This window comes from Paenibacillus sp. 05T425 (genome assembly GCF_056396205.1).
On record NZ_JBFTLA010000004.1, the window covers coordinates 37,672 to 62,354 of the forward strand.

26 protein-coding genes are annotated in these 24,683 nt (G+C 52.3%); 15 read left to right on the forward strand and 11 right to left on the reverse strand.

Annotated elements, in window-relative coordinates:
- The first annotated feature begins 32 nt into the window (after positions 1–32).
- The gene (locus AC1DF0_RS09245) at positions 33–3,017 is read left to right on the forward strand and encodes a hypothetical protein (protein ID WP_477573740.1); all 2,985 of its coding nucleotides are present in this window, start codon (positions 33–35) and stop codon (positions 3,015–3,017) included.
- 77 nt (positions 3,018–3,094) lie between these two features.
- On the opposite strand, the gene AC1DF0_RS09250 is transcribed toward AC1DF0_RS09245, so the two are convergent.
- The 4 genes from AC1DF0_RS09250 to AC1DF0_RS09265 all read right to left on the reverse strand — a co-directional run bounded on the left by AC1DF0_RS09250 (position 3,095) and on the right by AC1DF0_RS09265 (position 6,742).
- Positions 3,095–3,961 (reverse strand): SDR family oxidoreductase, encoded by an 867-nt coding sequence (locus tag AC1DF0_RS09250; protein WP_477573741.1) that lies wholly within the window; start codon positions 3,959–3,961, stop codon positions 3,095–3,097.
- Positions 3,961–5,043 carry a mannonate dehydratase gene (gene uxuA / locus AC1DF0_RS09255; RefSeq protein ID WP_477573742.1) on the reverse strand — a complete coding sequence of 361 codons (1,083 nt, stop codon included), beginning with the start codon at positions 5,041–5,043 and terminating at the stop codon, positions 3,961–3,963. The genes AC1DF0_RS09250 and uxuA overlap by 1 nt, the downstream gene beginning before the upstream one ends.
- A gap of 22 nt (positions 5,044–5,065) precedes the next feature.
- Complete coding sequence (locus AC1DF0_RS09260; protein ID WP_477573743.1) at positions 5,066–5,743, reverse strand: GntR family transcriptional regulator; 678 nt, start codon at positions 5,741–5,743, stop codon at positions 5,066–5,068.
- Between the two features lie 120 nt (positions 5,744–5,863).
- Positions 5,864–6,742: an alpha/beta fold hydrolase gene (locus AC1DF0_RS09265; RefSeq protein WP_477573744.1), complete on the reverse strand. Its 879-nt coding sequence runs from the start codon at positions 6,740–6,742 to the stop codon at positions 5,864–5,866.
- Between the two features lie 165 nt (positions 6,743–6,907).
- Here AC1DF0_RS09265 and AC1DF0_RS09270 point away from each other — a divergent pair, with 165 nt between their 5' ends.
- The 6 genes from AC1DF0_RS09270 to rsbW (AC1DF0_RS09295) all read left to right on the forward strand — a co-directional run bounded on the left by AC1DF0_RS09270 (position 6,908) and on the right by rsbW (AC1DF0_RS09295) (position 10,338).
- Positions 6,908–7,072 (forward strand): DUF1328 family protein, encoded by a 165-nt coding sequence (locus AC1DF0_RS09270; protein ID WP_475823783.1) that lies wholly within the window; start codon positions 6,908–6,910, stop codon positions 7,070–7,072.
- A gap of 65 nt (positions 7,073–7,137) precedes the next feature.
- Positions 7,138–7,536 carry a YflT domain-containing protein gene (locus AC1DF0_RS09275; RefSeq protein ID WP_337098376.1) on the forward strand — a complete coding sequence of 133 codons (399 nt, stop codon included), beginning with the start codon at positions 7,138–7,140 and terminating at the stop codon, positions 7,534–7,536.
- A gap of 152 nt (positions 7,537–7,688) precedes the next feature.
- A complete protein-coding gene (locus AC1DF0_RS09280) occupies positions 7,689–8,831 on the forward strand; it encodes a PP2C family protein-serine/threonine phosphatase (protein ID WP_477573745.1) in 1,143 nt (380 codons plus the stop codon).
- A gap of 115 nt (positions 8,832–8,946) precedes the next feature.
- Positions 8,947–9,528, forward strand: a complete 582-nt coding sequence (locus tag AC1DF0_RS09285) for a hypothetical protein (protein WP_477573746.1) — start codon at positions 8,947–8,949, stop codon at positions 9,526–9,528.
- 40 nt (positions 9,529–9,568) lie between these two features.
- Positions 9,569–9,901, forward strand: coding sequence for an STAS domain-containing protein (locus AC1DF0_RS09290; protein ID WP_442048348.1), 333 nt, complete (start codon positions 9,569–9,571; stop codon positions 9,899–9,901).
- Positions 9,898–10,338 carry an anti-sigma B factor RsbW gene (gene rsbW / locus AC1DF0_RS09295; RefSeq protein WP_477573747.1) on the forward strand — a complete coding sequence of 147 codons (441 nt, stop codon included), beginning with the start codon at positions 9,898–9,900 and terminating at the stop codon, positions 10,336–10,338. Before AC1DF0_RS09290 ends, rsbW (AC1DF0_RS09295) begins: the two co-directional genes overlap by 4 nt.
- Positions 10,339–10,424: 86 nt before the next feature.
- Here the strand turns inward: rsbW (AC1DF0_RS09295) and AC1DF0_RS09300 are convergent, their stop codons facing one another.
- Both AC1DF0_RS09300 and AC1DF0_RS09305 read right to left on the reverse strand, forming a co-directional pair.
- Positions 10,425–11,228, reverse strand: coding sequence for an acyltransferase domain-containing protein (locus tag AC1DF0_RS09300; protein WP_477573748.1), 804 nt, complete (start codon positions 11,226–11,228; stop codon positions 10,425–10,427).
- A 115-nt stretch (positions 11,229–11,343) separates the two neighbouring features.
- Positions 11,344–12,213, reverse strand: coding sequence for an AraC family transcriptional regulator (locus AC1DF0_RS09305; protein WP_477573749.1), 870 nt, complete (start codon positions 12,211–12,213; stop codon positions 11,344–11,346).
- A gap of 132 nt (positions 12,214–12,345) precedes the next feature.
- Here AC1DF0_RS09305 and AC1DF0_RS09310 point away from each other — a divergent pair, with 132 nt between their 5' ends.
- The 3 genes from AC1DF0_RS09310 (at position 12,346) to AC1DF0_RS09320 (ending at position 15,231) form a co-directional block, all read left to right on the forward strand.
- Positions 12,346–13,830, forward strand: coding sequence for a HEAT repeat domain-containing protein (locus tag AC1DF0_RS09310; protein WP_477573750.1), 1,485 nt, complete (start codon positions 12,346–12,348; stop codon positions 13,828–13,830).
- Positions 13,831–14,014: 184 nt separating this feature from the next.
- On the forward strand, positions 14,015–14,824 hold the full coding sequence (locus AC1DF0_RS09315) for a sugar phosphate isomerase/epimerase family protein (protein ID WP_477573980.1): 810 nt from the start codon (positions 14,015–14,017) through the stop codon (positions 14,822–14,824).
- Positions 14,825–14,844: 20 nt separating this feature from the next.
- Positions 14,845–15,231, forward strand: a complete 387-nt coding sequence (locus AC1DF0_RS09320; RefSeq protein WP_442048343.1) for a winged helix-turn-helix transcriptional regulator — start codon at positions 14,845–14,847, stop codon at positions 15,229–15,231.
- 81 nt (positions 15,232–15,312) lie between these two features.
- On the opposite strand, the gene AC1DF0_RS09325 is transcribed toward AC1DF0_RS09320, so the two are convergent.
- The 3 genes from AC1DF0_RS09325 to AC1DF0_RS09335 all read right to left on the reverse strand — a co-directional run bounded on the left by AC1DF0_RS09325 (position 15,313) and on the right by AC1DF0_RS09335 (position 20,139).
- Positions 15,313–16,386 carry an SDR family oxidoreductase gene (locus AC1DF0_RS09325; RefSeq protein ID WP_477573751.1) on the reverse strand — a complete coding sequence of 358 codons (1,074 nt, stop codon included), beginning with the start codon at positions 16,384–16,386 and terminating at the stop codon, positions 15,313–15,315.
- A 166-nt stretch (positions 16,387–16,552) separates the two neighbouring features.
- Entirely contained in the window at positions 16,553–17,416 is an 864-nt protein-coding gene (locus AC1DF0_RS09330) for a CheR family methyltransferase (RefSeq protein ID WP_477573752.1), read from the reverse strand.
- Positions 17,413–20,139, reverse strand: a complete 2,727-nt coding sequence (locus AC1DF0_RS09335) for a CHASE3 domain-containing protein (protein WP_477573753.1) — start codon at positions 20,137–20,139, stop codon at positions 17,413–17,415. The genes AC1DF0_RS09330 and AC1DF0_RS09335 overlap by 4 nt, the downstream gene beginning before the upstream one ends.
- Positions 20,140–20,262: 123 nt before the next feature.
- On the opposite strand from AC1DF0_RS09335, the gene AC1DF0_RS09340 reads away from it, so the two are divergent.
- The 3 genes from AC1DF0_RS09340 to AC1DF0_RS09350 are packed head-to-tail and all read left to right on the forward strand — an operon-like array spanning position 20,263 to position 21,778.
- A complete protein-coding gene (locus tag AC1DF0_RS09340; RefSeq protein WP_442048339.1) occupies positions 20,263–20,511 on the forward strand; it encodes a hypothetical protein in 249 nt (82 codons plus the stop codon).
- 35 nt (positions 20,512–20,546) lie between these two features.
- On the forward strand, positions 20,547–20,996 hold the full coding sequence (rsbW, locus tag AC1DF0_RS09345; RefSeq protein WP_442048338.1) for an anti-sigma B factor RsbW: 450 nt from the start codon (positions 20,547–20,549) through the stop codon (positions 20,994–20,996).
- Complete coding sequence (locus tag AC1DF0_RS09350; protein WP_442048337.1) at positions 20,993–21,778, forward strand: sigma-70 family RNA polymerase sigma factor; 786 nt, start codon at positions 20,993–20,995, stop codon at positions 21,776–21,778. Before rsbW (AC1DF0_RS09345) ends, AC1DF0_RS09350 begins: the two co-directional genes overlap by 4 nt.
- 72 nt (positions 21,779–21,850) lie before the next feature.
- Here the strand turns inward: AC1DF0_RS09350 and AC1DF0_RS09355 are convergent, their stop codons facing one another.
- On the reverse strand, positions 21,851–22,051 hold the full coding sequence (locus tag AC1DF0_RS09355; RefSeq protein ID WP_337098363.1) for a hypothetical protein: 201 nt from the start codon (positions 22,049–22,051) through the stop codon (positions 21,851–21,853).
- Positions 22,052–22,055: 4 nt separating this feature from the next.
- Positions 22,056–22,379 (reverse strand): YtxH domain-containing protein, encoded by a 324-nt coding sequence (locus tag AC1DF0_RS09360; RefSeq protein WP_442048335.1) that lies wholly within the window; start codon positions 22,377–22,379, stop codon positions 22,056–22,058.
- A gap of 271 nt (positions 22,380–22,650) precedes the next feature.
- Here AC1DF0_RS09360 and AC1DF0_RS09365 point away from each other — a divergent pair, with 271 nt between their 5' ends.
- Positions 22,651–24,294: an FAD-dependent oxidoreductase gene (locus AC1DF0_RS09365; protein WP_477573754.1), complete on the forward strand. Its 1,644-nt coding sequence runs from the start codon at positions 22,651–22,653 to the stop codon at positions 24,292–24,294.
- On the forward strand, positions 24,291–24,671 hold the full coding sequence (locus tag AC1DF0_RS09370) for a 4Fe-4S binding protein (protein ID WP_442048333.1): 381 nt from the start codon (positions 24,291–24,293) through the stop codon (positions 24,669–24,671). The genes AC1DF0_RS09365 and AC1DF0_RS09370 overlap by 4 nt, the downstream gene beginning before the upstream one ends.
- The last annotated feature ends 12 nt before the right edge of the window (positions 24,672–24,683 follow it).

Here is a 24,683-nt window from a genome sequence, read left to right on the forward strand (position 1 = left end):
CGATAATCGAGAGTATAAGGAGTAGAAACTACATGTCTGGATGGAATCAGGTTGAAGGGAATAAGGCGGTCAAGCCCACTCCAAAGTCCGTTCCACGGAACGTTCGGGATGGCGAGCGGCAGGAGGAGGAGAGGGGATCTGAGGAAGTAGGCGGTCTGTCGGCCGATCGCATACTGGAGCTGCAGCGGACGATCGGAAATCAGGCCGTGATCGCCATGTTCGGTGCGCGAAAGGCGCATTCTCCTGCGGCGAACCGGAATATCGTCCGTTCGGAGGCGCGTAATTCTCCCGTTACCGAAGAAGAAGAATTAGTAGAGGAACAGTCTGTCGATGAGAGCGTTCAACTGACGCCAGAAGCGGTCGGGAGCATGGGTGTAGAAAGTATTTTGGCAATGGCTCCTCCACAGGAGGAGAGGACCTATGAGGAGAAGCTGCGGGACGTAACGCTGGCCAAAGAGACAATGGACAAAATTGTACGGGAAAACGACGATCTTTCCGAGCTTGAGAGCTATTTTCCCCGTATGACGCTGCGATTCGGATTGAAGCGGATCGGCTTTGAGGATGTGGGATCGCCGGAAGCCAGAGTGACGCTGGAAATCAACCCGAAGGCCGCATGTTTCCTAGTGAACGGGAACGAGTACACGTTGAACAAGGGCGCGAACCACGGCATGTCCGATAAGCAGGACGTGAAGTTCAAGACCGGAACGAGTCCGACTGGAGATAAGTGGGGGGTGGAGATGACGGCAAGCCAGCTGGGCCCGAACCATCCGCAAGGCTTTGGCCCGACGGAGCAACGGGGGCTCATGAAGCATTTGCCGACCAATCGCGCCAATCATCCGGGCCTTGAGAACCGTTATATCAGAGGCCATCTGCTCAACGACAGTCTAGGCGGGCCTGGTCTTGCGCAGAACCTGTTCCCGATTACGGAAAGGGCCAACAAAGACCATGAGATGCACGTCGAAAGCAAAGTGAAGGACTGGGTCAACAAATTGGGCTATTTCGTGTATTACCACGTCGAAGTCAAAAATATTCGCAAAAGCTTGGACAAGACGTTAACCGACGACAGCACAAATTACGTCGACGGGGACTTGCACTGCGAAGCGTACGTTCTCTCCGTCAATGGAGGCAGAGCGAATACGGGTCATTACGTAAATACGATAATTAAGTCGGAGCACGGTAAGGATAACGGGCAGGACGCGCAAGCCGAGACGACGGCGAAGACAGGCGACGCGGCCGACAAGAGCCATCATGCATTCGTCACTAAAAAATGGGTCGAGCTGTCCGTCACGAAAAACAAGGGCGAAAAAGATTTCGACCCGGTTGCGGAAGAAGTGGCCGACGGCATTATGGAGTTTTACAGCGAGGTCGAGGATAAGCTCAAATCCGATACAATCCTAACGTTGATCGCCACGGAGTTCGACAAGTTCTTCAAGAGCACGAGCCCGCAGAACGTCAAGTTCGTTCTGCAGGCTATTACGATGGAAACGGCAGGAAGGAGCTCGGAAATCGAGCAGCTGCAAATCGACAAGTTCTCCAATGTCGGAAAGTGGAACCAGATCATTAATCAATTGTCCAAGCATAAAGATAAAATTGCCGATTCTCTGGACGAAATGACCGCGGTGGTGGATACGTACAACTCGCTTTCGGATGACGAGAAAGCGTTTTTGGCTGATGTCGCCTATAAATGCAAGGAGCAGCTGCTTCTGGCGAAAATGATTGAAAACTATCCAGGCGTGGAAAACGCAATTGAAGAAATGAATAAGGAATTCGAGACGCTTGGCTTGGAGCATGCCCGTGCGGGCAGACGCAGCATGAAGAAAAACTTACGCTATGAGTCAGCCTACGGCGACTACGGTGCGGGCAGTGCCCGTGCGGGAAGCGGGGCCGACCTCGATAGAGCTGATACCGCATATCGGACGGGGTTTGAAGATTACGGCGCAGGCCTGTCGGATGCGAGGACAGGGGCCGTTGCGTCACAGAATTACACAGCTTACACCGACGCTTATAAAGGTTACGAAGCTGGCTTGGCCGATGCCAAACAAGGAAAGTCGGCAACTAGCGACAAGGCCGCATATGCGGCTGCATATAACGAGTATGCCGCAGGGCTTAAGGACGCCCAAGCGTCGAAGGATGCGCAAAGCGCGGATGCGGCTTACGAAGCTGCCTATGCCGAGTATAAGAGCGGCTTGGCCGACGCGCAGCAGGAAGAGGCTGCGCAGAACGATGCTGCCGCATATCGTGCAGGCTACGACGAGTACGGCTCCGGATGGGGGGATGCTCGCAGCGGTCAGGCGGCGGCGAGCACGAACGATGGCTATCGTCTGGCGATGGACGAATATTCGGATGGTCTGTCGGACGCCCGCCAGGGCTTGGCAGCGCAAAACGGCCATGCCGCCTATGCGGGGGCTCACGACGATTACGGCAGAGGATGGGACAGCGCCAAACAGAGCCAGCCGGCCGCGAAAGCGGATGTTTCCTATATGGCCGGTTATGACGACTATAAGCAGGGCTGGCAGCACGCAGAGCAAGGACAAGCGGCCCAGCTTGCGTATGCCGCCTATGCGGAAGCCCATGCCGAATACGGCAATGGCCTGGCCGACGCGCAGAACGGGCAAGCTCTGCAGCGAAACGATGCTCCTTATACGGCAGCCTATCGGGAATATTTTAACGGCATGACGGATTGCCAGTCAGATAATGTAGCGCAAATGAATCATCATGCCTATTTGGAAGGGTATAACGAATATACGAACGGCCATTCCGATGCGCAGAACGGACTCGCTTCGCAAAGTGCGAACGAGTCTTATATGACTGCGTATGACGAATATAACGATGGCATGAACGACGCTGCAGGCGATATGGATAGACAGCATGCAACCAAATCTTATTCAAGCGGCTATTCAGAATATACGGAGGGCCTCGTTGCCGCAGAGTTTGATCGCGATCCGCAAAACGCAAACGCCGCTTACATGGCTGGGTACAACTCACATGAACAAAACAACAAGAAACAACGACGCTAGCGACAATAACAAAACCCCTTGTCAGCCAAGTATGGCAGGCAAGGGGCTTATAGTTATAGGCGACAGTATGTGTTGTGTTAGACGCCTGAGTATGATAGGAAGCCGCCGTCAACCGGAATGGTCGTGCCGGTCACGAAGCCGGCCGTCGTCTCGTCGGCGAGCCATAGCAGCACGCCGAGCAAGTCTTCCGGCTTGCCGAAGCGGCGCATCGGCGTATGCGAGATGATCTTGCCCGAGCGCTCCGTAAGCGATCCGTCCTCATTCGTGAGCAGCTTGCGGTTCTGCTCCGTAAGGAAGAAGCCTGGCGCGATCGCATTCACACGTATGCCGGATTCAGCGAGATGAACGGCAAGCCATTGCGTAAAGTTGTTGATAGCAGCCTTGGCGGCGGCATATGCAGGCACTTTCGTCATTGGAGACGGAGCGGCCATCGACGAAATGTTAATCACGGTTGCCCCGGAGCGGCCAAGCATCTGCTCCGCGAACACTTGCGTCGGGATAAGCGTGCCGACGAAGTTCAAGTCCATGACGCTGCGGAAGCCTTCGACGCTCAGGTTGAACATTGTCGTAACGCCTTCTGCGCCGAGATGCTCCGGCTTGAACGTCTCATGCGTCGTATTGGCGCTCGGATGGTTGCCGCCTGCGCCATTAATGAGAATATCGCAAGGTCCGAGCTGCTCGAGCACGCTGCGGCCAGCAGCTTGCGTGCTTTCGATGCTCGTCACGTCGCAAGCGACGGCAATCGCCGTGCCTCCTGCGGCGCGAATTTCTTCGACGACCGCTTCGCCTTTGGCTGCGGTACGGTTCAGAATAGCGACCTTTGCGCCTTGACGGGCAAGCTCGATTGCCATGACCCGGCATAGAACGCCCGCGCCGCCCGTAACGACGGCTACTTTGCCGTTCAGAGTCTCATGCTTCGGCAACTGCAATTGTTGTTCTGCCATTACGAATTCGCTCCTTTCACCGCTGCCTCACGCACAAGTGAATCCCATACGCCCCACAAATACATAATGCCGAGCGCACGATCATAGAGGCCGTAACCTGGTCTGCATTGCTCGTCCCATATATGGCGGCCGTGGTCAGGTCGCGCATAGCCAGTGAATCCAGTCTCATGATAAGCGGCTACGACGCCTGCGATATCGACCGTGCCGTCCTGCGAACGGTGGGAAGACTCGATGAAGTCCCCGTTATCGTATACTTTGACGTTGCGGATATGAGCGAACGGAATGCGGTCCGCGAACTCGCGAATCATCCCGATAATGTCGTTATTCGGATTGGCGCCTAGCGAGCCGCTGCACAACGTAATGCCGTTATAAGGGCTGTCATGCAGCTTCAAGAAACGGCGGAAGTTGTCTTGCGTCGTCATGATTCGCGGCAAGCCGAAGATTGGCCACGGCGGATCGTCCGGGTGAATGGCCATTCGGATGCCGTTCTCCTCGGCGACGGGAACGATTTCGTTCAAGAAGTAGCGCAGGTTCTCCCACAGATGCTCCTCTGTAACGCCACGATAAGCCTCGAACAGCTTCGAGAGATGCTGCAGCCGCTCCGGTTCCCAGCCCGGCATCGTCAACGCCGAGTTGGCATTGATTCGCTCGACGAGCTCGAACGGATCTGCGCCTTCGATTTTGGCATTTTCGTAGAAAAGCGCCGTCGAACCGTCAGCCATTTCCTTATGCAGGTCGGTGCGCAGCCAATCGAAGATCGGCATGAAGTTGTAGCAAATCACTTTTACGCCAACTTGGCCAAGCTTCACAATCGTTTTCTTGTAATTGTCGATGTACAGCTCGCGGGAGGGCAAACCAAGCTTAATATCCTCATGAACGTTAACGCTTTCAACAACGTCAATGTGCAGACCGGCTTCTTCAGCCTGACGTTTGACTTCGAGAATTTTCTCCATCGGCCATTCATCGCCGGCCGGTACGTCATGCAGCGACCAGACGATGCCTTCTACGCCGGGAATTTGCCTTACGTAACGCAGCGGGACGGTATCGTTGTTCTCGCCAAACCATCTGAACGTCATTCTCATCGTGGACATTCTCCTGTCATCGTTATTTGTAGTAATTCGGGTACTTCTGCTTGAGCAGCGCCTGATCGGTGATGTTGAGGCTGAGGTGCTCCTTCATGAGCTGCTCCGCCTTGTCCGCATCATGCTCCCGGATCGCTTGGGCCATTCGTTCATGCTGATCGTACAGATGCTCCCAGTGATGGTCGTCCGCAAGCCGAAGCATACGGCTTCGGTTCAAGTGAATATTCATCTGACCGACGACACGCCAAATGTTGCTCTTGCGGCAGCCCTCGAACAGAATGCGGTGGAACGCCTCGTCAAGCTCGAACATATCTTTGTCCTGCTGTCTGGCCATGCAGTCCTTCTGCTGCTGAAGGTTCAGCTCAAGCTGTGCGAGTGACGCCTCTGGAAAATAGTCGCATGCCAGCCGTATGACCGAACGCTCGAGCTGCTCCCGCATAAAGCGGCCTTCCTCGACGAGCTCCGTATCGATGAGCGATACGAATGTGCCGCGCTGAGGCAGTACTTGTACAAGCCCCTCCTGCGCCAGCCGCAGGAAGCTCTCGCGAACCGGTGTCCGGCTTACCTGGAACAAGGTGGATGTTTCATTCTCCGACAGCGGCGTTCCGGGCGGCAATTCCAGCTTCATAATCTGCTCCCGCAGCTTCAGATAGACAGCATCTCTTGTAGAAGCGGGCTGCGTGCGTATCGTATAATTCATGCGCTCGCCTCCTTTGTTTCAATACTGCCATACTACCATACAAGTTAAAAAAAGAGAATATCTTTTTGCTCAACACAAAACCGGAGCCCCATAAGGGACTCCGGTTATCTGACTCACCGATTAAGCTTCTTCAGCCGCGGCTTCTCTGCTTCCGTCGTCTCTCGTCCGCTCCCGTTCGTCAAGGGTGCGAAGGTAGGTAGCCATAACCCGGGCGAGCTGGTCGGACACCTCGACGAGACTCATATGGGCGGAGCCTTCGAACGTCGTCTCCAGGATATGGGGAAACGCATACGTCGTGCGCGGCGCACCGTTGCAGGTGACGGAGAAAGACCGTTCGGGTGGAATAACGTTATCTTCTCCTCCGGCGACGATCAATACGGGGAACTTCGCACCGGTAAGGACATCGCTTCGATCGGGACGCTGGAGCATGCCCTCCAAAGCCGAAATCGCGCCCTGCGGCGTCATCTGAAGTCCGACCTCGATGAGCTGCCCGATCTCTTCATCCATATAACGAAGCTTCGCATTCGAGAACAGCCCGGGGATGCGCTCCTTCATGAAGGCCGAAAGCCCTTGTTCGCGAATGACGGACATATCGCTGAGCCGTTTCTGCTTCGTATAAGCTGAATCTGGAAGGGCGGTTGAATGGATGAGTCCGAATCCAGACAATCGATCTGGATACTTCTCCGCGAATGCGGCAGTCACATATCCGCCGAGCGAGTGTCCGAACATTACGACACGTCCGATGTCCAGCTCGTCCAGCAGGGCAGCGATGTCATCTGCCATTACCTCCATTGAATAGACGCCTTCCGGCGAGTCGGATTCGCCATGCCCGCGCAGATGGGGCATAATGACGCGATAGTTGTCGCCCAGCATGGGACATATTTTTTGCCAATATCGGGAGGAGCCGCAGAAACCGTGAAGCAAGACGATGGCGTTGCCGCTTCCACACTCTTCATAGACTAAATCGATGCCATTTACGTGAATACGTTGTTTACTCATCGATCCTCACCAGCCTTTTCATTTATTAGTAGCGCTTGCGTGATTGTTCTTAAACGCATGGCTCTTTTTTGAAACAAATGCAAGTAAGCTGATTCAATTATCCTTGATCCGTTTAATAACGTAACAAGCTCGCCAAAACAATTTGTGAGAGAGAAGGTGGTTTCAATGCTAGGATGGGCTTTTATCTTCTTTATTTTCGCGATCGTCGCAGGGATATTCGGCTTCATGGGCATTGCGTCTGCGCTGGCGGGTATCGCCAAAATTTTATTCGTTGTCTTTCTTATCTTATTTGTGGCATCGCTTATCTTTGGTCGAAGACGAGTGGGCTAACTAACACGGACTAGGAAGTCTAACGCCAGCAACTCAAATTCAAACGAATAAAGGGAGGAATTACAATGACTATTGATCTGAAAACGAAGGTTCATACGGTGAATAACGCGGTGGAGGTTCAAGAGCAGGTGTATCGATTCCAAACTGAAGGTTATGCGAAAGAAAATATTTTCGTACTGACCCATGACAAAGGCAGAACGAACCGGCTTGCGGAAAGGACGGATGCTGAGAAGATCGGCGTTGCGGAGGAAGGGCTCGGCACGGCGATCGCGAACATATTCCGTTCAGGCGGCGATGAGCTGCGCGCGAAGATGAGGTCGCTTGGTCTCTCCAAGACGGATGCGGAGCGCCTCGAACGGGAGCTCGATCAAGATAAAATATTAGTCATTGCTTGGGGCGGAAGGGAATACGATGGGGAAGATTATGATCCCTATGTGTACTACTATCCTAACTATGTCTTTTAATAGCGGGCCATAACGGCATGGCTGCCATATAACATAGATGGCCTATCCTAACGGATAGGCCTTTTGGGCTGCAAGCTGCTTCTTAAGGGCGACATCCGACTAGAAAATGGTATAGAATATATTGGATACCACTTGATAAGGGGCACGCACGCATGAGTATCTTAATAGTAGATGATAATGCTACGAATCAGCTTATCGTGAAGGCAATTTTGAACAAAGCGGGATACGATGATTTGCGAATGGCTTCTTCGGCGATGGAGCTGTACGGCCTGCTCGGAATCGGAAACGACGTTGACCCGGAGGCGCAAGCCGAATTAATATTAATGGATTTGATGATGCCGGAGATTGACGGTTTGGAGGCGTGCAAGCGCATCTTGGCGGACGAGCGTTATCGCGATGTTCCGATCATTTTTGTCACCGCAGTCGGTGATTCCTCCAAAATGGCGGAGGCGATGGATGCGGGAGCCAGCGACTATGTAATGAAGCCGATCAATAAGATGGAGCTGCTCGCGCGCATACGCTCCGCGCTGAGGCTGAAGAAAGAGATTGATTGGCACAAGGAGCGGGACAAGCGAATTAAGTACAAGCTGGAGCTTGCCAAGCAGGTGCAGCGCAACGTGCTCAGTCAGCCAATCGATGACGCCAATGTGGAGATCAACGCCATCTATCAGCCTTCCTCGGAGCTGGCCGGCGACTTCTACGCCTGGTATCGCATCGATCAAACGAGGTACGGCGTCATTTTGCTCGATATGATGGGTCATGGCATCGCGTCCTCGCTCGTATGCATGTACATCTCATCCGTCTTAAGGGATATGATTACGCGAGTTTCGGACCCGGAGCAGGTGATGCGCGAGCTGAACCGCTATATGAAGCGGCTGTATATGAAGGACGAGCTGCTGAATTACTATTTTACGGCGATCTATTTAGTACTGGATACGGAAGAGCGGACGATTGAATATGTCAACGCCGGTCATCCTCCCGGTATAATGCTTCAGCAGGGCAAGACGATTAGGCTAACGGAGGGCTGCTGCGCAATCGGCCTGTTCGATACGATCGATATTCAGAAAGGCATAATTCAATACGACGACAGTATGAAGCTCGTCCTGTTCACGGACGGGCTCTTGGATACGATAGATTATGAAGGAAGCGAAGAGGCCTCGAACCGAATCGAACAACTACTCGCAGAGCATAGCGGCAACGGGATTCAAGGGATGTGCGAAGCGCTCATTCCGGAGCAGATCGGCGACAATCAGCGGGATGATATATGCCTTGTGATGATTGCGGCCAAAAAATAAATCGATAATTTAATAAAAATGCGATTGTCTGTTTCAAAGCTCGTAATCGGGGGTAAGAGTAAAGGGAGGAACGTTAACGTAACCGTAACCGATTTTTTTGCGGGAGGGAGCTCATATGAAAAACATTATTTTGATTGGCTGTATAGTAGGAAGCTTGATCGGATTTGCAAACGTACGAGAATTGCCCATGGCGTCAATCGACCCGCAGGCGCAAGCGAACCAAGCAAACAAAGAATCCGTAGTAACGCTAACTGCGGCAGCAAACAAGGTAACGACAGCATCCATGAGTCCAGCGGCACCTGCAGAGAAGCAGCAGTTACAGCTAGGCAGCGTAGAGGGCATTACGCTTTACGACAGCCAGCAGGATGCGATAACGAAGCTTGGCCAGCCCTTAGAGATAACGACAGATCCTTATAATGCCGGATCTGAAACGTATCACTACGAGCACATGAACATCGTCTTTACGGAGGGTGTCGTTAATTTCGTGGAAGTTCTGCCGAGCATCGGCTCGGTGCTGGTCGACGGCGTACGGGTTCCGGCGTCGTTCGAAGGAATGAAGGACGCTTTCGGCGAGTCTGACTTCGAGACGGAAGACGGCATAGGGTATCAGCGAGGCGAGGCCGTATTGAAGCTGTTTTTCGGCGAGTCGAGCGGACAGTTGAACGCGATTCATTATTTTCATATCGCAAGCGTCTAAGTGTAACGATTCAATAAATATAGCGGAGCGGAGTGAATGAATGAAAGCAGATCCATTTCAAGTCGTGCAGGAAGAGAATCCGAATGCTTACGTCCTCCATCTGAGCGGGGATCTTGATCTATCGATCGTGCCGCAGCTGAGGTCGGCGCTGGAGCAGGTCATGAACCGTTCAGACAAGGCGCTTATACTGAATTTAAGAGGCTTAACTTATATAGACAGTACGGGTATCGGCATCATTGTATCGGTATTGAAGTATCGCGATGAAATGAAGGCGCCCTTCTTCGTAAGAGAAATACCGCCTGCCATCAAACGATTATTCGATCTAACAGGCATTTCCCGATATTTAAAAGAAGGGATAGAGGGTGAAGCATGAAAGCCATTCGTTTACAAATACCGGCCCATGCGGACTTCATTGATATGGTTAGAATCTGTCTCTACGGCATTGCCTCGAAGATGAAGTTTTCCTATGAAGACATCGAGGATATGAAGGTAGCGGTATCGGAGGCATGCAACAATGCGGTGCTCCATGGCGGCCATAATACGGGAGACGAGGTTATTGACGTCTGCTATGAAACAGATGACGACAGTTTGAAAATCAGAATCAAAAACAACAGCCCCGGCTTTGTTTATCCCAATGCGCTCGATATGTCCGCTCCGCTTGCCGCTGAGCAGGTTAGCGACCTGCGTGTCGGGGGATTAGGCATATACCTGATCCAAGCTTTGATGGATGAGGTCGCCATCTATACGACGGGCAATGTTACCGAGGTTGTCATGACCAAATTTTTGGCTGCTGCTACGGAAGAAGACTAGCCGATCAGCTAGTTAGATTGTCGAGAAACCCACGTTTTTTTTCAAAACGTTGGGTTTCTCTTTTGTTTTCTAACGGCAATGTCTATTTAAAATTTAATTCCGTATCCACTACCAAGCTTATTGCCGGCCATGAGATACGCCTTCGAGCTTTGTTGCAGAGAGGTCCTCTCTTCGTAGAGCGACGGGTCTGCGCATACTTGGCCGAATATCCGTTCCTCTGCTTGCTTCGAGTCTGTATCCGTCTGATAGACGGTAAAACTTCGCTGGAACTTGAGAATGTTCGAATCCGGCGGCAAGACTTCGCTGAGCTGCGGGAAGAGCAGCCATGACTGGCATACGAACACCGCTCGGATGCCCCTAAAGAACGTCTTGGCCTGTTCGAAGGATTGCCCAACGCTTTGTTCATCCAAAGGCCCTCCCTCCGGAATATGAACGTTAAGCACAAGCTGGCCTTTGCCAAAGGTTCTCCCACTGGCCTCAACGTCATGATCCAGCGCAATGGGCTGGAATTGCAGTCTGCCCAAGCGGAACAAAGCAAGCTGCACATGTTCCTGCAGCCACCCATATTCTTCAATGCCGTAGACCCCGTAATCCTGATAACATTTCCTGCTCCAGATTTGCAAGTCGGAGAACGTATCGTAATAAACGTCGTCCGATATGCCCTTGGCGGCATAATCCGCATAGGCGTCAACCGCGAACCTGGCGAATAAGGCCAAAAAGAGTTGACGATAGCATGGCGATTGCTTGACGCCCGCATAAAAAGCTTGCTTATCGCTTGTTAATAACCGCTTCAGGCTGCTATATCGATTATCGTCGATGTCCATTTGTTTGATCGTTTGTCTGGCGCCTTCATCCAAGCGTATGCCTTCGCATAATTGATCCACATTCATTGTGTTAATCTCCTTCAGAGAACTTGATGACCGAACGAACGGTTCATTTTGAATTTAGAAACCTATGTTTTTCTATTCGCGAAGCGGCTAACCTTTCCTGCCTATTAGGCGCTACCTATTTGAGCTGTCCGGCAGCCCGGAATTCGCGGGGTGAATAGCCGGTTTGTTTATGAAACAATCGGGAGAAATAATGGACGGAGCTGAAGTGATATTTATCGGCAATCTCCGTAACGCTTAAGCGCGTATGGAGCAGATCGTCCATCCCCCGGCCAATCATGAACCTGTTCATGTATTGAACCGGGGAATATCCCGTTGCTTTTTTGAACGTATCGAAAAAATGCCCCCGGCTCATATGAATGCTTTCGTAATAAAGCTTCAACGGCTTCGCGGTACCGTCCAGCAAATCCTTTTCCATCCGTTCGATGATACGGCTTATTCGAGGGTCCGGGATATGCTCATCCTTCAGCATATACGTCAGGAAATATTCGATAAAGGTCTGGAAATTCCGCTGCGTCGTCAAGTTCCGCATGTAGGTTCGTTCATTCGTGTATTCGCCGGGTTTGTAAAAGCTTTGGAACAGATCAATCCATGGGCGGAGGGAATCAACCTCCACTATCTCGAGAATCGGATAGGGAAAAGCCGGTCCGACAAATGCGTGCTGTAGCCGGTCCAGCTGGTAACAGATCGGTGATGCTCCTTCCGATAAATTTCTTCGGTCTACGTAATGCCAGTCGAAATAACAGCAAATATGAACCATCGGATCGAGGTCGTCGGCAATCCACTCATGGGGTTGTCCGGCGGGTATATGGATGAGCCAACCAGGACCCGTCTCGTAGGTTCGGCCGCAGGTGTGCAGAACCCCGTGTCCCTCGCTGATCAGATAGACGGAACTTTGATAACAAATCCGCGGAAGGCTTGACTGCCCCTTGGCGAACGGATATCTCGTTGCGTAGTACACATACGGATGTAACGTGGAAAAGTCCATTTCACTCCCCCCTCAGAACGATAAATTGGCGACAATTCACCAGACGATTGTGCAAAAGCATGACCTTCTGCTAAATACAATAAAAAGCCGCTCGGCTAAGATAAGTACATCAACTACAACATTATCCAAGGAGTGATCAACTTGCAAGAAACTTCGCATTTGCTGACTGACGAACAAATGGTTCAGTTTATTACGCAGGGGTATTTAGTGCTACGAAACGATCTTCCGAATTCGCTTCACGAGAAAGTGATGAATCAAATTCATTATACGTTGATGGAGGAAGGCAACCCGGGCAATAACATATTGCCAAGAGTGCCGGACATCCAGAAGTTCTTTGAAACGCCGGTCGTCCAAGGAGCTTTAACAAGCATTCTCGGCCCGGACTATTATTTGCACCCGCATCGGCATTGCCACTACAACCAGCCGCACAATCAGAAGCCGGGGGGCGGCGAATGGCATAAGGACGGCTACTGGAGCGCTATGCGAAGCCACCGTCCTTGGTGGGCGATGATCTTCTATTACACGCAGCCTGTCACCGAGCAGCTCGGTCCGACCGCTATTATGCCCGGCTCTCAATACAAGGAGAAATTCCCAGGCAAGGACAAACCTTTTTCGCTGCCGACCGGTCCTGCGGGCACGATGGTGCTCGTTCATTTCGACCTCTGGCATAAGGCTTCGTTGAACACGTCCACAACGGACCGCTATATGTTGAAATTCCAATTCGCCAGACTGAGACCGCCGGCTTCTCCAAGCTGGAACAATCAGGAAACGGAATTCCCGGTTCCTGCCGGACAACAGGAATATCCGTTCCCCCGCATCTGGTCGGATGTATGGCAGTGGCTCCGTGGAGCAGAGATGCAAGCAGCAGGGCAGGCAGATGGAAACGCGTCTCAGATCGCGGGTCTTCTCGGAGAATCCTCGGAAGACGACGCTCTAGATTCCGCTTATCGTCTTGCGGGAATGGGCGATGCGGGCGTTCAGGCACTGCTTGGCGTTATTCGCGACGGAACGAACGTATCCGCGCTGCGCGCTGCTTACGCTCTCCCGGCAGCAGGCTCTTCGGCAATTGACGGTTTAATTGCATTGCTTGAACATTCGGAGGAGAGAAGACGCGCCCTGGCCTGCTTTGCGCTTGGCATGATCGGCAGTCATGACGGCGGTACGGAGCAAGCGCTCATTCGCGCCCTTGCTGATGAAAGCATATGGGTACGACGGAACGCCGCCGAAGCGCTCGGTCTGCTCGCGTCGCCATCGGCTCTTGCAGTCGAGTCGCTATCCCGGACGCTCCAAGAGTCGGTATGGCAAGAAACGACGGGCCAGACGCAAGAGTCGGCCAGCATGTACGCGGACAAAGATTTTGTCGCCAATCAGGATTACATTCATAATAAGATCGGGTATACGGCAGCTCTTTCGCTGCTTCGCATCGGCAAATACGGGAATGCGGACGTCGTTGTAAAGGCCTTGGAGCAGGCACTCGACAGTTCCGATCGGTATGTCCGTGCGTATGCCTTCGAAGCCTTGACCTTCCTGCGGTCGGCAGAGGCGGTAGACGTCTTGCTCCGGTATCACCGGACGGCCCGCTGGTGCCCCGATACGCATAAGGCCTCTTCATTCTAAACATCTCATAGACAGACGTAAACGGCTATCGCCGTCCCTTGCGACATAAGTTTTGTTGCGAAGGAAAGTGCCGCTCGCCGCCGCGTTCATGCTATAATTGTCGCGTGTTCACAAGTCTGGAGCAGCAGCGGGATGTGAATAACCTTGGCGAAGAGGCGGGATAGAAATGCGGCTTGGAGGACAAGTGTTTTTGGATCAAAAAAATCCGGACAGCTGGGCGAAGGCGCTGCGGGAGGCAGGCTTCCGCGCAACGACTTGCCCGGTAGATGATGACCTTTCTGCGCTGGACGATTATCTGAAAGCGGCCAGCGACAACGATATATTGATTTCCGAGGTCGGTGCCTGGAGCAATCCGATTAGCCGGGACGAGCGGACAAGGCGCGAAGCGATCGCTTATTGCATCCAGCGTCTGGAGCTTGCCGAACGGATCGGCGCGCAGGCTTGCGTGAACATTGCAGGCTCTCGCGGCGAGCAATGGGATGGACCGGATCCGGATAATTTCATCGACGAAACATTCGATCTTATTGTGGAAACGACGCGAGAAATTATTGATGCGGTTAAGCCGGAACGCACTGTGTTTGCGCAGGAAATGATGCCGTGGGTGTTTCCCGATTCCGCGGATACGTATCTTGCTTTGCACAAGGCAATCGACCGTCAGGGGTTCGGGGTCCACTTCGACCCCGTCAACATCATCAGCAGCCCGCGGGCTTATTATAACAATGGGGCAATAATCAGAGATTTCTTCGCCAAGCTCGGTCCGCATATCCGGAATTGCCATGCGAAGGATATTTTGCTGGGAGGCAAGTTGACCGTTCATCTCGATGAAGTCGTTCCGGGCAGAGGCCTGCTCGATTACCGGACGTTCCTTGCAGAACTGAACAAGCTGCACCCCGATACGACGCTGATTATCGAGCATCTGTCAACGAACGAGCAGTACCTTGAAGCTGCGCAATATATCCGCAGGACGGCTAAGGATATAGGTATCGAGCTATAACGAAGAGAGGAGATCGATCGATGCTGGAAGCGGGAAAAACATACAATACGGCCGTTGAGGTAACGCTTGATGTAATCGGCGGAAAGTGGAAGCAGGTTATTTTGTTCCACTTGACGTTCGGCAAGAAACGAAATGGCGAGTTAATGAGCCTGCTGCCGGGGGTGACGCAAAAGGTGCTTACGCAGCAGTTGCGCGAGCTGGAGGACGACGGCATTATTAGCCGGATTATATACAATCAGGTACCGCCCAAAGTCGAGTACGAGCTTACGGAATATGGCTGGAGCTTGAAAGAAATCCTTCATCTTCTGTGCAGATGGGGAGACCGGCATGCGGAGCGCGCGTTTGGCGGACGTATCAAAATATTGTCCGCAGCGCCGATGGCGCAGGGGGACGACGACAATTCATAAGTAAACATGCAGGATGGCAACAGAACAATCGACCCACGATCGCTATGGATCAGGACCGGTTGTTCTGCTGCCATTGTTCACTTAAGCGGGAATAACTTTACGTCTACGCAAATCCTCGAAGATATCCAGAAACATGCTTTCGGTATCCATGAATTCATGGAAGCCGAAGCGGCGCGCTTTCGTGCCGTCGGCGAAGAAGTCGTAATCCCAGCCAAATACGAAATCCCCGAAATGCCATGAGGACACGTCCTTGTAGCTGTTGTTCGCTAAGCCATGTTTCTCCACCATCCCCTTCCACAACGCTTCCTTGTCAGCCATAACCGATTCCAATGACATTTGCAGCGGAGGCGCGGTTTCCAGTCCGAAGCTGGTAGCAATCTTAGGCCATAGCTCGTTCCATCTGAACAAATCACCGTTCGTAATATTAAACGCTTGGTTCGCGCAGCGTTCATCCGTCGCTGCCCAGACGGTAGCTTTGGCTAGCAGCCCTGCATCCGTCATTTCGAGCAAGCTGTTGTAGGCGCCAGGCTTTCCGGGAAACCGAAGCGGGAGTCCCAGTTCCTTCGATATAGAAGCATAAATGGCGATAACCATGGCCAGGTTCATCGGATTGCCGAGCGCGAATCCGCATACGACAGAAGGGCGAAGCGCCGACCATGTCCAGCTGCTTCCTAGCTGCCTGCGTTCCAAAAATTGCTGCTGATCGACGTTGAACTCAGGAGGCATATGGTAGGCATCCGTTTCTTTGGCCGGGGTCTTGAAAGGGCCCAGGTGAGCGCCGTACACTTTGTAGCCTTGCATCAGGCTAATATGCTGAAGTCCTGGAGCAATGGGCTCAATCGCATCCACGACATTGACGAGCATGGCGACGTTCGGAGCGACTAGCTCGGCCCAAGTAGGACGATCCTGATAGGCGGCGTAGAAAATATGGGTAACGTCCGTAAGTGTGCTCAGCTTTTCTTTTGTATCCGATTCATCCAGCAGATCGACGGCAACGTAACGGGTGCGGCTGTCAGAGACGCCGCCGCGGCGTGACAATCCGACAATATCCCAGTCGGGGAGTTGTTCCAAATAGTCGATCAAATTTTTGCCGATAACGCCGTTTGCTCCGACTACAAGCGCTTTTTTGCGTACCAAAGCTTCTGTGTTTTTCATTACGTACCACTCCTCTATATGATGTGTTAAATGAATTAACATCATTGTGCGCCAAGCAGCGGTAAATAAAAAGTACGCACTTTAGAGTGATATAGTAACTTCAAAGTAACGAAAGGGGCAGACCGCTTTGGTCTGCTCCTTACTGTTGGTGATCTCCGTGCTAGTCCTACAGCTTGCGAAAGATTCGGTCGGTTGCCGACAGCACCTCGTAACGCGATTTGAACGGCGTCAGGAACGACTCTTTGGCGCCTAGCGCCAATATGCCTGACGGACTGAGGCTGTCATGGATCAGACCGTGCACGCGATGCTGCAGGACGGAATCGAAGTAGATGAGTACATTGCGGCACAGGACGACGTGAAATTCGTTGATGGAGCAGTCCGTCGCGAGATTATGCTGCGCGAACACGAGATGCTCCTTCATAAAGGAGTGAAAATGCGCATATTCATGGTCGGCGGTATAATAAGCGGAAAACTCTTTGTCGCCGCCGGCTTGCATATAGTTTTTCGTAAACGACTGCATTCGCTTAAGCGGGAACTTGCCCTGCTTCGCTGTCTGAATCGCCTGCTCGCTCATATCCGTTGCATACAGCTTTGTTCTGTCCAGCAATCCTTCTTCGTGCAGCAGTATGCCAAGCGAGTATACTTCCTCTCCGGTGGCGCAGCCCGCGCTCCATATCCGGATTTCCGGCAAATCCTTCAGCAGCGGAATGACATCCCGGCGGAAAGCGTAAAAGAATTCGGGATCGCGGAACATCTCCGTCACCTTGATCGAGAAGTCGTTAAGCAGGATGCCGAAATAGTCCGGCTCATGCAGCACTTTGTTCAATAATGAGGTGATGGTCGGCAGATCGTCCAAGCTCATGCGGTTGTAAATACGACGCAGCAGTGACGACCGCAAGTAATGGCGAAAGTCAAAGCCGTATTTTCGGTAGATTCCTTCCAAGAGGAGCTCGGTTTCGATGCATGCCAGCTCTTCGGTTTGCGCCAGTTCCTCTTGCAGCTCATCGGATTGCTCGAGCTCATGACTCATTGTCCCACCTGCCTCGTCAGCCATACTCGCATCAAGGAGAACAGCTGGTCTGTCTGGATCGGTTTGCTGATATAGTCGGAGGCTCCCGCCTCCAGGCATTTGTCGCGGTCGCTTCTCATTGCCTTTGCCGTTAAAGCAATGATTGGCGTATCCTTCAGACTAGGAAGCTTACGAATCGCCTGCATTGTCTCAAAGCCGTCCATGACCGGCATCATAATATCCATAAGAATAAGATCGAAGTCGTTGCCTTTCTCAAGCAGCTCCAAGCAATGCTTGCCGTTGCCGGCAACGGCAACCGTAAGCTGCTTTTGCTCGAGCGACTTGCTGAGGGCGTACACGTTGCGGGCATCGTCTTCTACGAGCAGCACTTTTTTGCCTGCAAGCACGTCTATATCTTCCTTAGCCGCTGCTGTCAGAACGGGCTCTTCCGTTATAGCGACAGCGACCTCCTCGTATGCGGCCAAAACCTCTTGCCCGACTTCGGCATGCTGAAGGCTCGGCAAATATAAGGTGAATACGCTGCCTTGATTCGGTACGCTATGCAGCGTGATGCATCCGCCCAGCAGCCTCGCGAACTCGCTTGAAATCGAGAGGCCGAGCCCCGTACCGCCATACTGTCGATTCGTCTTGCCGTCGACCTGCTGGAACGCCTCGAAGATAAGCCGCTGCTTGTCTGCAGGGATGCCGATGCCTGTATCCGTGACTGAGATTGCGAGCACCTCAGCATGCTGATACTCGGGAAGCAGCTCGCCGATCTCTTTGATGTCTGCTTCTCGAATAGTCAGCGCAACCGAGCCGCGATCGGTGAATTTGAAAGCATTGGATAGCAGATTTTTCAATATTTGCTGCAGCCTTTGCCCGTCCGTATGCAGCATAGAACTAACGGCTCCCTCGATCGTGGTGGAGAAAGCAAGCCCCTTCTTCTCCGCAATGGGATCGAAGCTCAGCCTCATCAGCTCGGGAATTTCGGTTACGTTCACTTCATCGATCATCAGCGTGATTTTGCCAGCCTCGATTTTGGACAAGTCAAGAATATCGTCGATCAGCATTAGCAGATCGGTGCCGGACGTATGAATAACGCGAGCGTAGCCTTCTTCCTCGGCAGTCAGCGTATCATTGTCATTCTCGGACAGCATCTGCGAAAGGATCAGTATGCTATTAAGCGGCGTTCTCAGCTCGTGCGACATATTGGCTAAGAAGTTCGTCTTGTACTGCGAGCTTGTGCGCAGCTTGTCCGCATACTCCTCGAGCTCTTTTTTCGCCAGCTCCAATTCCTTCGTCTTCTGTTCAGCGAATAAGTTCTGTTCCTCCAAATGCTCCGTCGTCATGCGCATTTCCTCTTGCTGCATCTGTAATTCCTCGGACTGCGCCTGCAGCTCTTCGGTTTGTGTCTGCAGTTCCTCGGTCAGAGACTGCGATTCCCGCAACAGCTTCTCGACTTCCATGCGTCCGCCAACATTGTTGACCGACACGCCGAAGTGGTTCTCGATCTGTTCAAGCAGCTTGAGGTGCATGGAGGTGAAGGGCTCAAGCGAAGCGAATTCAATGACGGCCTCGACCTTTCCTTCATACTCAACCGGCACGAGCAAGACGCTTTGCGGAGATGTCTGCGTCAGTCCCGAAGTAATCTTAGCTCCGTATTCGGCTGGGTGATTAAGCAAGAACGTCCGGTTTTCTAACGCGCATTGACCGACAAGCCCTTCTCCAATTCGGAAGCTTTCTATCGCCTGGTCTTCGCCGTAAGCAGCATAGGTGCTAATCTTCACAAGCCGCCCGCTATCTCCCGTCCCTTGACGAACGTAGAAAGCGCCGTAGGCAGCATTGACCATCGGAGCGACTTTGGTCATGAACGACCCGGCAAGCGTCTGCATATCGTTAATGCCTTGCGTCATGGTCGCAACTTCCGCAACCATCTTCTGAATCCAATTTTGCATATCCAGGCTTGTCAGCAGCGTGTTGGTGGCATCTGCTAATTCGCTTATTTCGTCACGGGTTTTCACTTTGATTCGCGTCGTAAGATCACCGCCTACTGAAGCGATTTCCGTAATCGTCTGGGATACCTGTTTAATGGTTTTTACAATGGATCCGGAAATCATATAAACGATAAGGAAGGCGACGGCGGCAACGACTACAAGCATGGCGTACAGGCCGATTGCAAGCAGATCGTTGCGGTTTTCTAGTTGCATAATATGCGTCTTCGTTGCTTCGACCTCTGAACTTCGCAGCTTGTCGAAAAGAATCCGAAGCTGGTCGATATCCTGCTTGCCGACGTCATTGCGGAAGAAAGCAAGGATGCCTTCTTCGTCACCCGCTCTCTTAAGCGCGATGACGGGTTCGCCGGACGTGTCGATCCAATGCTGAATGGATATCCCTAAGCCTTCCAAATCCTTCTGCACGCTAGGGTTCGATGCGATGAGCCCGGTGAGACTATTATAGTTGGCTTTCCATGTCGTAATACTTTCCTGATAAGGCTTGAGATACGACTCGTTGCCGGTAATGATAAAGCCGCGCTGCGCCGTCTCCATACTGATGATATCGTTCTCGATCCCGTTAATGAGGTTATGAACCTCGATGTCATGACTCGTTATTGTTTCAATCTCATGCTGCAAGGAAGAGATTCTGTCAGTGACGATTACGATAGAGACGCCTAGACATAAAACGATGAGAAAATAGCCGACGACAATTTTCAATCGAATAGGAAATCGTATAGCTTGTAGCATCATTAACACCTTCTTGTTTGTGATTTTATGATCTTACAAGATCGTATGTTGTATCTATTATAGCATGACCTTGTTTCAGAACATCCCTGAGAGGGTAACTACTGATAGAAGGGATGTGATAATAGGATGGATCTGCTGCTATCGATCAGTGTTGCCGTTATAGCTGTTTCCTTCGTTATCCTGTTGTACGCGCTGTATCGAACGTTGAAGCTGGTAAGAGCTGCTCTCGAGGATATGAGACTATCGATAAGCCGATTGGGAACACAGGTTGCCCTTATAAGCACGGAGGCTAGGGCAGAGGAAGGAATCGTTGGCGCCGTATGCGACGGAATTGCCTCGACGGTCAGAATATGGACAAAAATCAAAAAAATATGAGCTATAATAGAATTCATAAAGGAAAGGGAGAAGAAATGAATACGACTCCATGCAGCATAACGGTTACGATACCCGCTGAAGCACAATACATCAACATAGTCCGGCTTGCCCTGTATGGGATTGCAGAGAAAGCCGGATTCTCGTTCGAGCAAATGGAAGATATGAAGGTGGCCGTTACCGAAGCGTGCACGAATGCCGTTTTGCATGCCTATGAGAGCGGACAGTCGGGAATGATCCACATTCGTATTGAACTTGATAAGCAAGGCATTTGCATCCGAGTCAAGGACGATGGAAACAGCTTTGATTACGACAATGCCACACAGCAATTTGTTTCCCATCACCTCAAAAGCTTGAACGACGTCAAGGCGGGCGGCCTCGGCCTTTTTCTAATGCATGCGCTGATGGATAATGTTGAGGTGCGCACCGATAGAGGTACGGAGGTTATTCTCACCAAGCAGATTGGTAGGAAAGAGGAGATGGCATGAATTCGAATTCATCCAGCCTGGATGCCAAGGAAGCTATTGAGAAAATGCTGGTTTACCAGGCTACGGCTTGCAATGATACAGCTACGCTTTTGCTAGCCAATTACGAACCGATCGTAAGGATGGCGGCAGCCAGGCTGTCGCGCAGTCGTCCCGATTTATATGAGGATCTATTTCAAGTTGGCCAATTATCGATGCTTCGATTGTTCCAGCAATACGATACGAGCAGAGAGATACCGTTCGAAGCGTATGCGATGAAAAGCGTCGTGGGGCATCTAAAAAATTATTTGCGCGATAAATCTTGGTATATTCAAGTACCGCGGCGGATCAAAGAGAAAGGCCTGCTTATTCAGCAGGCTATTGATCAGCTTACGGTAGAGCGTGGACATTCCCCCTCGATCGAAGAGATTGCCGTTCATCTGGAGCTGACGGTCGAAGAGACGATCGAGGTGCTCTCGAGCAGAGAAGCGTACAACTATGTTTCGCTGGATACGCCTCTTTCGAACGAAGGAGACAGCAACGCCACCATTGGTGATTTTATCGTTACCGAGCAGAATGAATATGAAACCGTTGACATCCGGCTTGACCTGGAAGAAGCGCTGGGACAGCTGAAGGACGAGGAGAAGGAAGTGCTCCTTCTCGCTTATAACAACGGGCTTCCGCAGCGCGATATCGCTGCCAGGCTTGGGGTTTCGCAGATGAGCGTGTCCCGGATTCAGAAGCGTGCAATCGGGAAGCTGAAGGAACTGTTGGAGGAGCGGGAAGAGGGACAGGACGGCAAGTAGTTCTGTCCCCTCTATAAGAAAGCTCCCTTTGGGAATGCAACTTGCATTCCCAAAGGGAGCTTTCTCTTCGAATTATTGGATCGGATCGGGGACCAATCCTTCCTCCATAATCTCACTGTTCGTCTTCATATGCTTCATATCCAGGCCTAGTCGGATGATCTCCTGCTCATTGGGCGCCATGGTGTTCATTGGCATGGACTTCACCTTCGCTGCCTGCTTTTCTTTGTCCATTTCGTGCTTAATGCGTGCACGAAGAAAATATAAGCTATTCATTCGATTACCTCCCATTAGCGTTCATTGCATGCTTAACTTCCTCCTTGGAAGAGTGGATCGACTCTACTATTTTTTCGCCTGATTGCTTCGCATGACTGGCTAAATCCGTAGCTTCCTCGGCTACGCTTCGTCCAATCGATTTCGTGTGGTTGCCAGCGGCAGCGACGAGATTCATCGACTTTGCTTTGACAGTCTGGATTTTCCCTGCTAGCGCCTCCCGCGTCTGAGCGCCTGATTTTGGAGCGTAAAGCAATGCGGATACGACGCCAATGGCGCCACCTACCAGTGATCCTATCAACACACCGCTGCTTGCATTCATCTTTGCCATTTGCCACCCACTCCTTATCGTTAGAAAATAGTAATGCTGCTTATATATAACCGCTGTAAGCCGTTTTGAATCATTGACAACCATGAGGCAAGATGATAAGATACAAATTAATTTCATACTATACCACTAGGGATTGTAAGTGATTTCTAGTCATTGACCATACAAATGGAGATGTGCAATTCGTTACGGCGAATGTACGTCTCCTTTTTTTTTGTGGCTTGGTCAACATGACTTCATACCCGCAATCATCAAACGATACGGAGGCATAGCAATGAGCAAACAAAAAAACGTGAATGTAACGGCGGATGTACTTGTCATCGGTGGCGGGCCGGCCGGCGCATGGGCTGCATGGAGCGCAGCTAATGAAGGAGCAAAGGTCGTCCTCGTCGACAAAGGATACTTGGGCTCGAGCGGAGCTACGGCGCCGGGAGGAACGAACTTGTTATATTTGCCTCCGGACAAGGAACTGCGGGAAGCGGCTGTTCAGGCGAGGCTGAAGTCAGGCGGCTACTTGGCTGAGGCCGATTGGATTCACCGAGTGCTCGATCAGGTGTATATCAACCTGGAGTTGGTCGAGCAATGGGGTTATCCATTCGTACGCGATGAGAACGGTACGCCGATGCGCGATCATTTGCAAGGGCCGGAATATATGGCTCTTATGAGGAAGGTCGTGAAGCGTGCCGGAGTCAAAATATTAGACCAAGCTCCTGCTCTTGAGCTGTTAGTCGATGAGCATGGCGTCGGCGGTGCGCGAGGCCTCCTGAGGCAGGACGAGGGTGAATGGGAAGTGCGGGCGAATGCGGTCGTTATTGCGACCGGCGGCTGCGCCTTTTTGAGCAAGGGGCTCGGATGCAACGTGCTGACGGGAGACGGCTACCTTATGGCGTCCGAGCTAGGCGCGGAGCTGTCTGGCATGGAGTTTACTCGGCGGTATGCGCCAAGTCCGGCTTACAGCTCCAATACGCGCTCCCGCTTGCTTGGCTGGGCTTCCTATTATGATAAAGACGGCAACCCGCTGAACGGTCAACGAAATGGCGATTTTCTCGCTTCGAAGCTGCTTGAGGGACCGGTGTACGCCATTATGAATAAGGCAGATACGCCGGAGAAGCAGGCGATATTGCGCAAGTCGCATGCGATCTTCTTCCTTCCGTATGACCGTGTTGGTATTGACGTGTTCACCGAGCCGTTCCCGCTCACGCTTCGTTATGAAGGAACGGTGCGCGGTACTGGCGGCATCCGTATCGTGAACGAGCAGTGCGCAACGACGGTGAACGGCCTGTATGCGGCCGGAGACGCTGCGACACGCGAGCGCATTACGGGCGCCGCGTCCGGCGGCGGCGCGTTCAATGCTTCTTGGGCGATCTGCTCCGGCACATGGTCGGGCAAAGGAGCGGCAGAGTATGCGCGGGCGCAGAGCCGCAGCGCGAGCGAACGCAATCTTCAGCCAGCAGGCAGATATGGTCTGCGGAAGCAGGAACAGCTCGCGAACGAAGGAGAGCCGGTCGATACGCGCGAGCTTGTCAAGGCGATCCAGGACGAGGTGCTTCCGCTTCAGATCAACTATTTCCGTACGGAAGCGGGATTGACCGAGTCGCTGGGTCGGTTGAATGAGCTGTGGCCGAAGGTGAACGAGCAGCAGCCGGAGACGGCTACGGAGCGCGTTCAAGCACGCGAGGCGGCAGCGATGGCCGCAACGGCCAGATGGATGTACACCGCTGCGCTCGCAAGGAAGGAGTCGCGAGGCGCAGGTCTCCATGTGCTGGCCGAATATCCGGAGGTCGATCCGAATCAGCAGTATCGGCTGCTCGTATCGGGATTGGAGCAGATTGTGACGCGTCCGGAATCGGCTGCTCCTGCAGCGGCGAATGACGCGTCAGCCGTGCAGAGCGCAGTTAAGGAGGTGCAGGCAGGATGATAGAGCTTGTAAGCGCAGAACGATGCATTGGGTGCAATTTATGCGTGAAGGTATGTCCAACGAACGTATTCGACAAGACGGAAGGCGGGGCTCCCGTCATTAAGCGGCAGGAGGATTGCCAGACCTGCTTCATATGCGAAGCCTATTGCCCGGTAGACGCACTCTACGTATCTCCTTTCACCGATGAAGCGATACAGGTAGATGAGGGCGAACTGGCATCCAAAGGCATTCTCGGCAGCTGGCGTGAGACGATTGGCTGGGGTCCCGGCAGGCAGAAGCTTGCTGCACTCGATCAGACCCCGTTCATCGACCGTATTCTCCCTCCGCGCCCAGTCCGGGTGGCGGGAATATCGGACGTGAAAGTTCAAACGACCTAGTTATTGATGCAT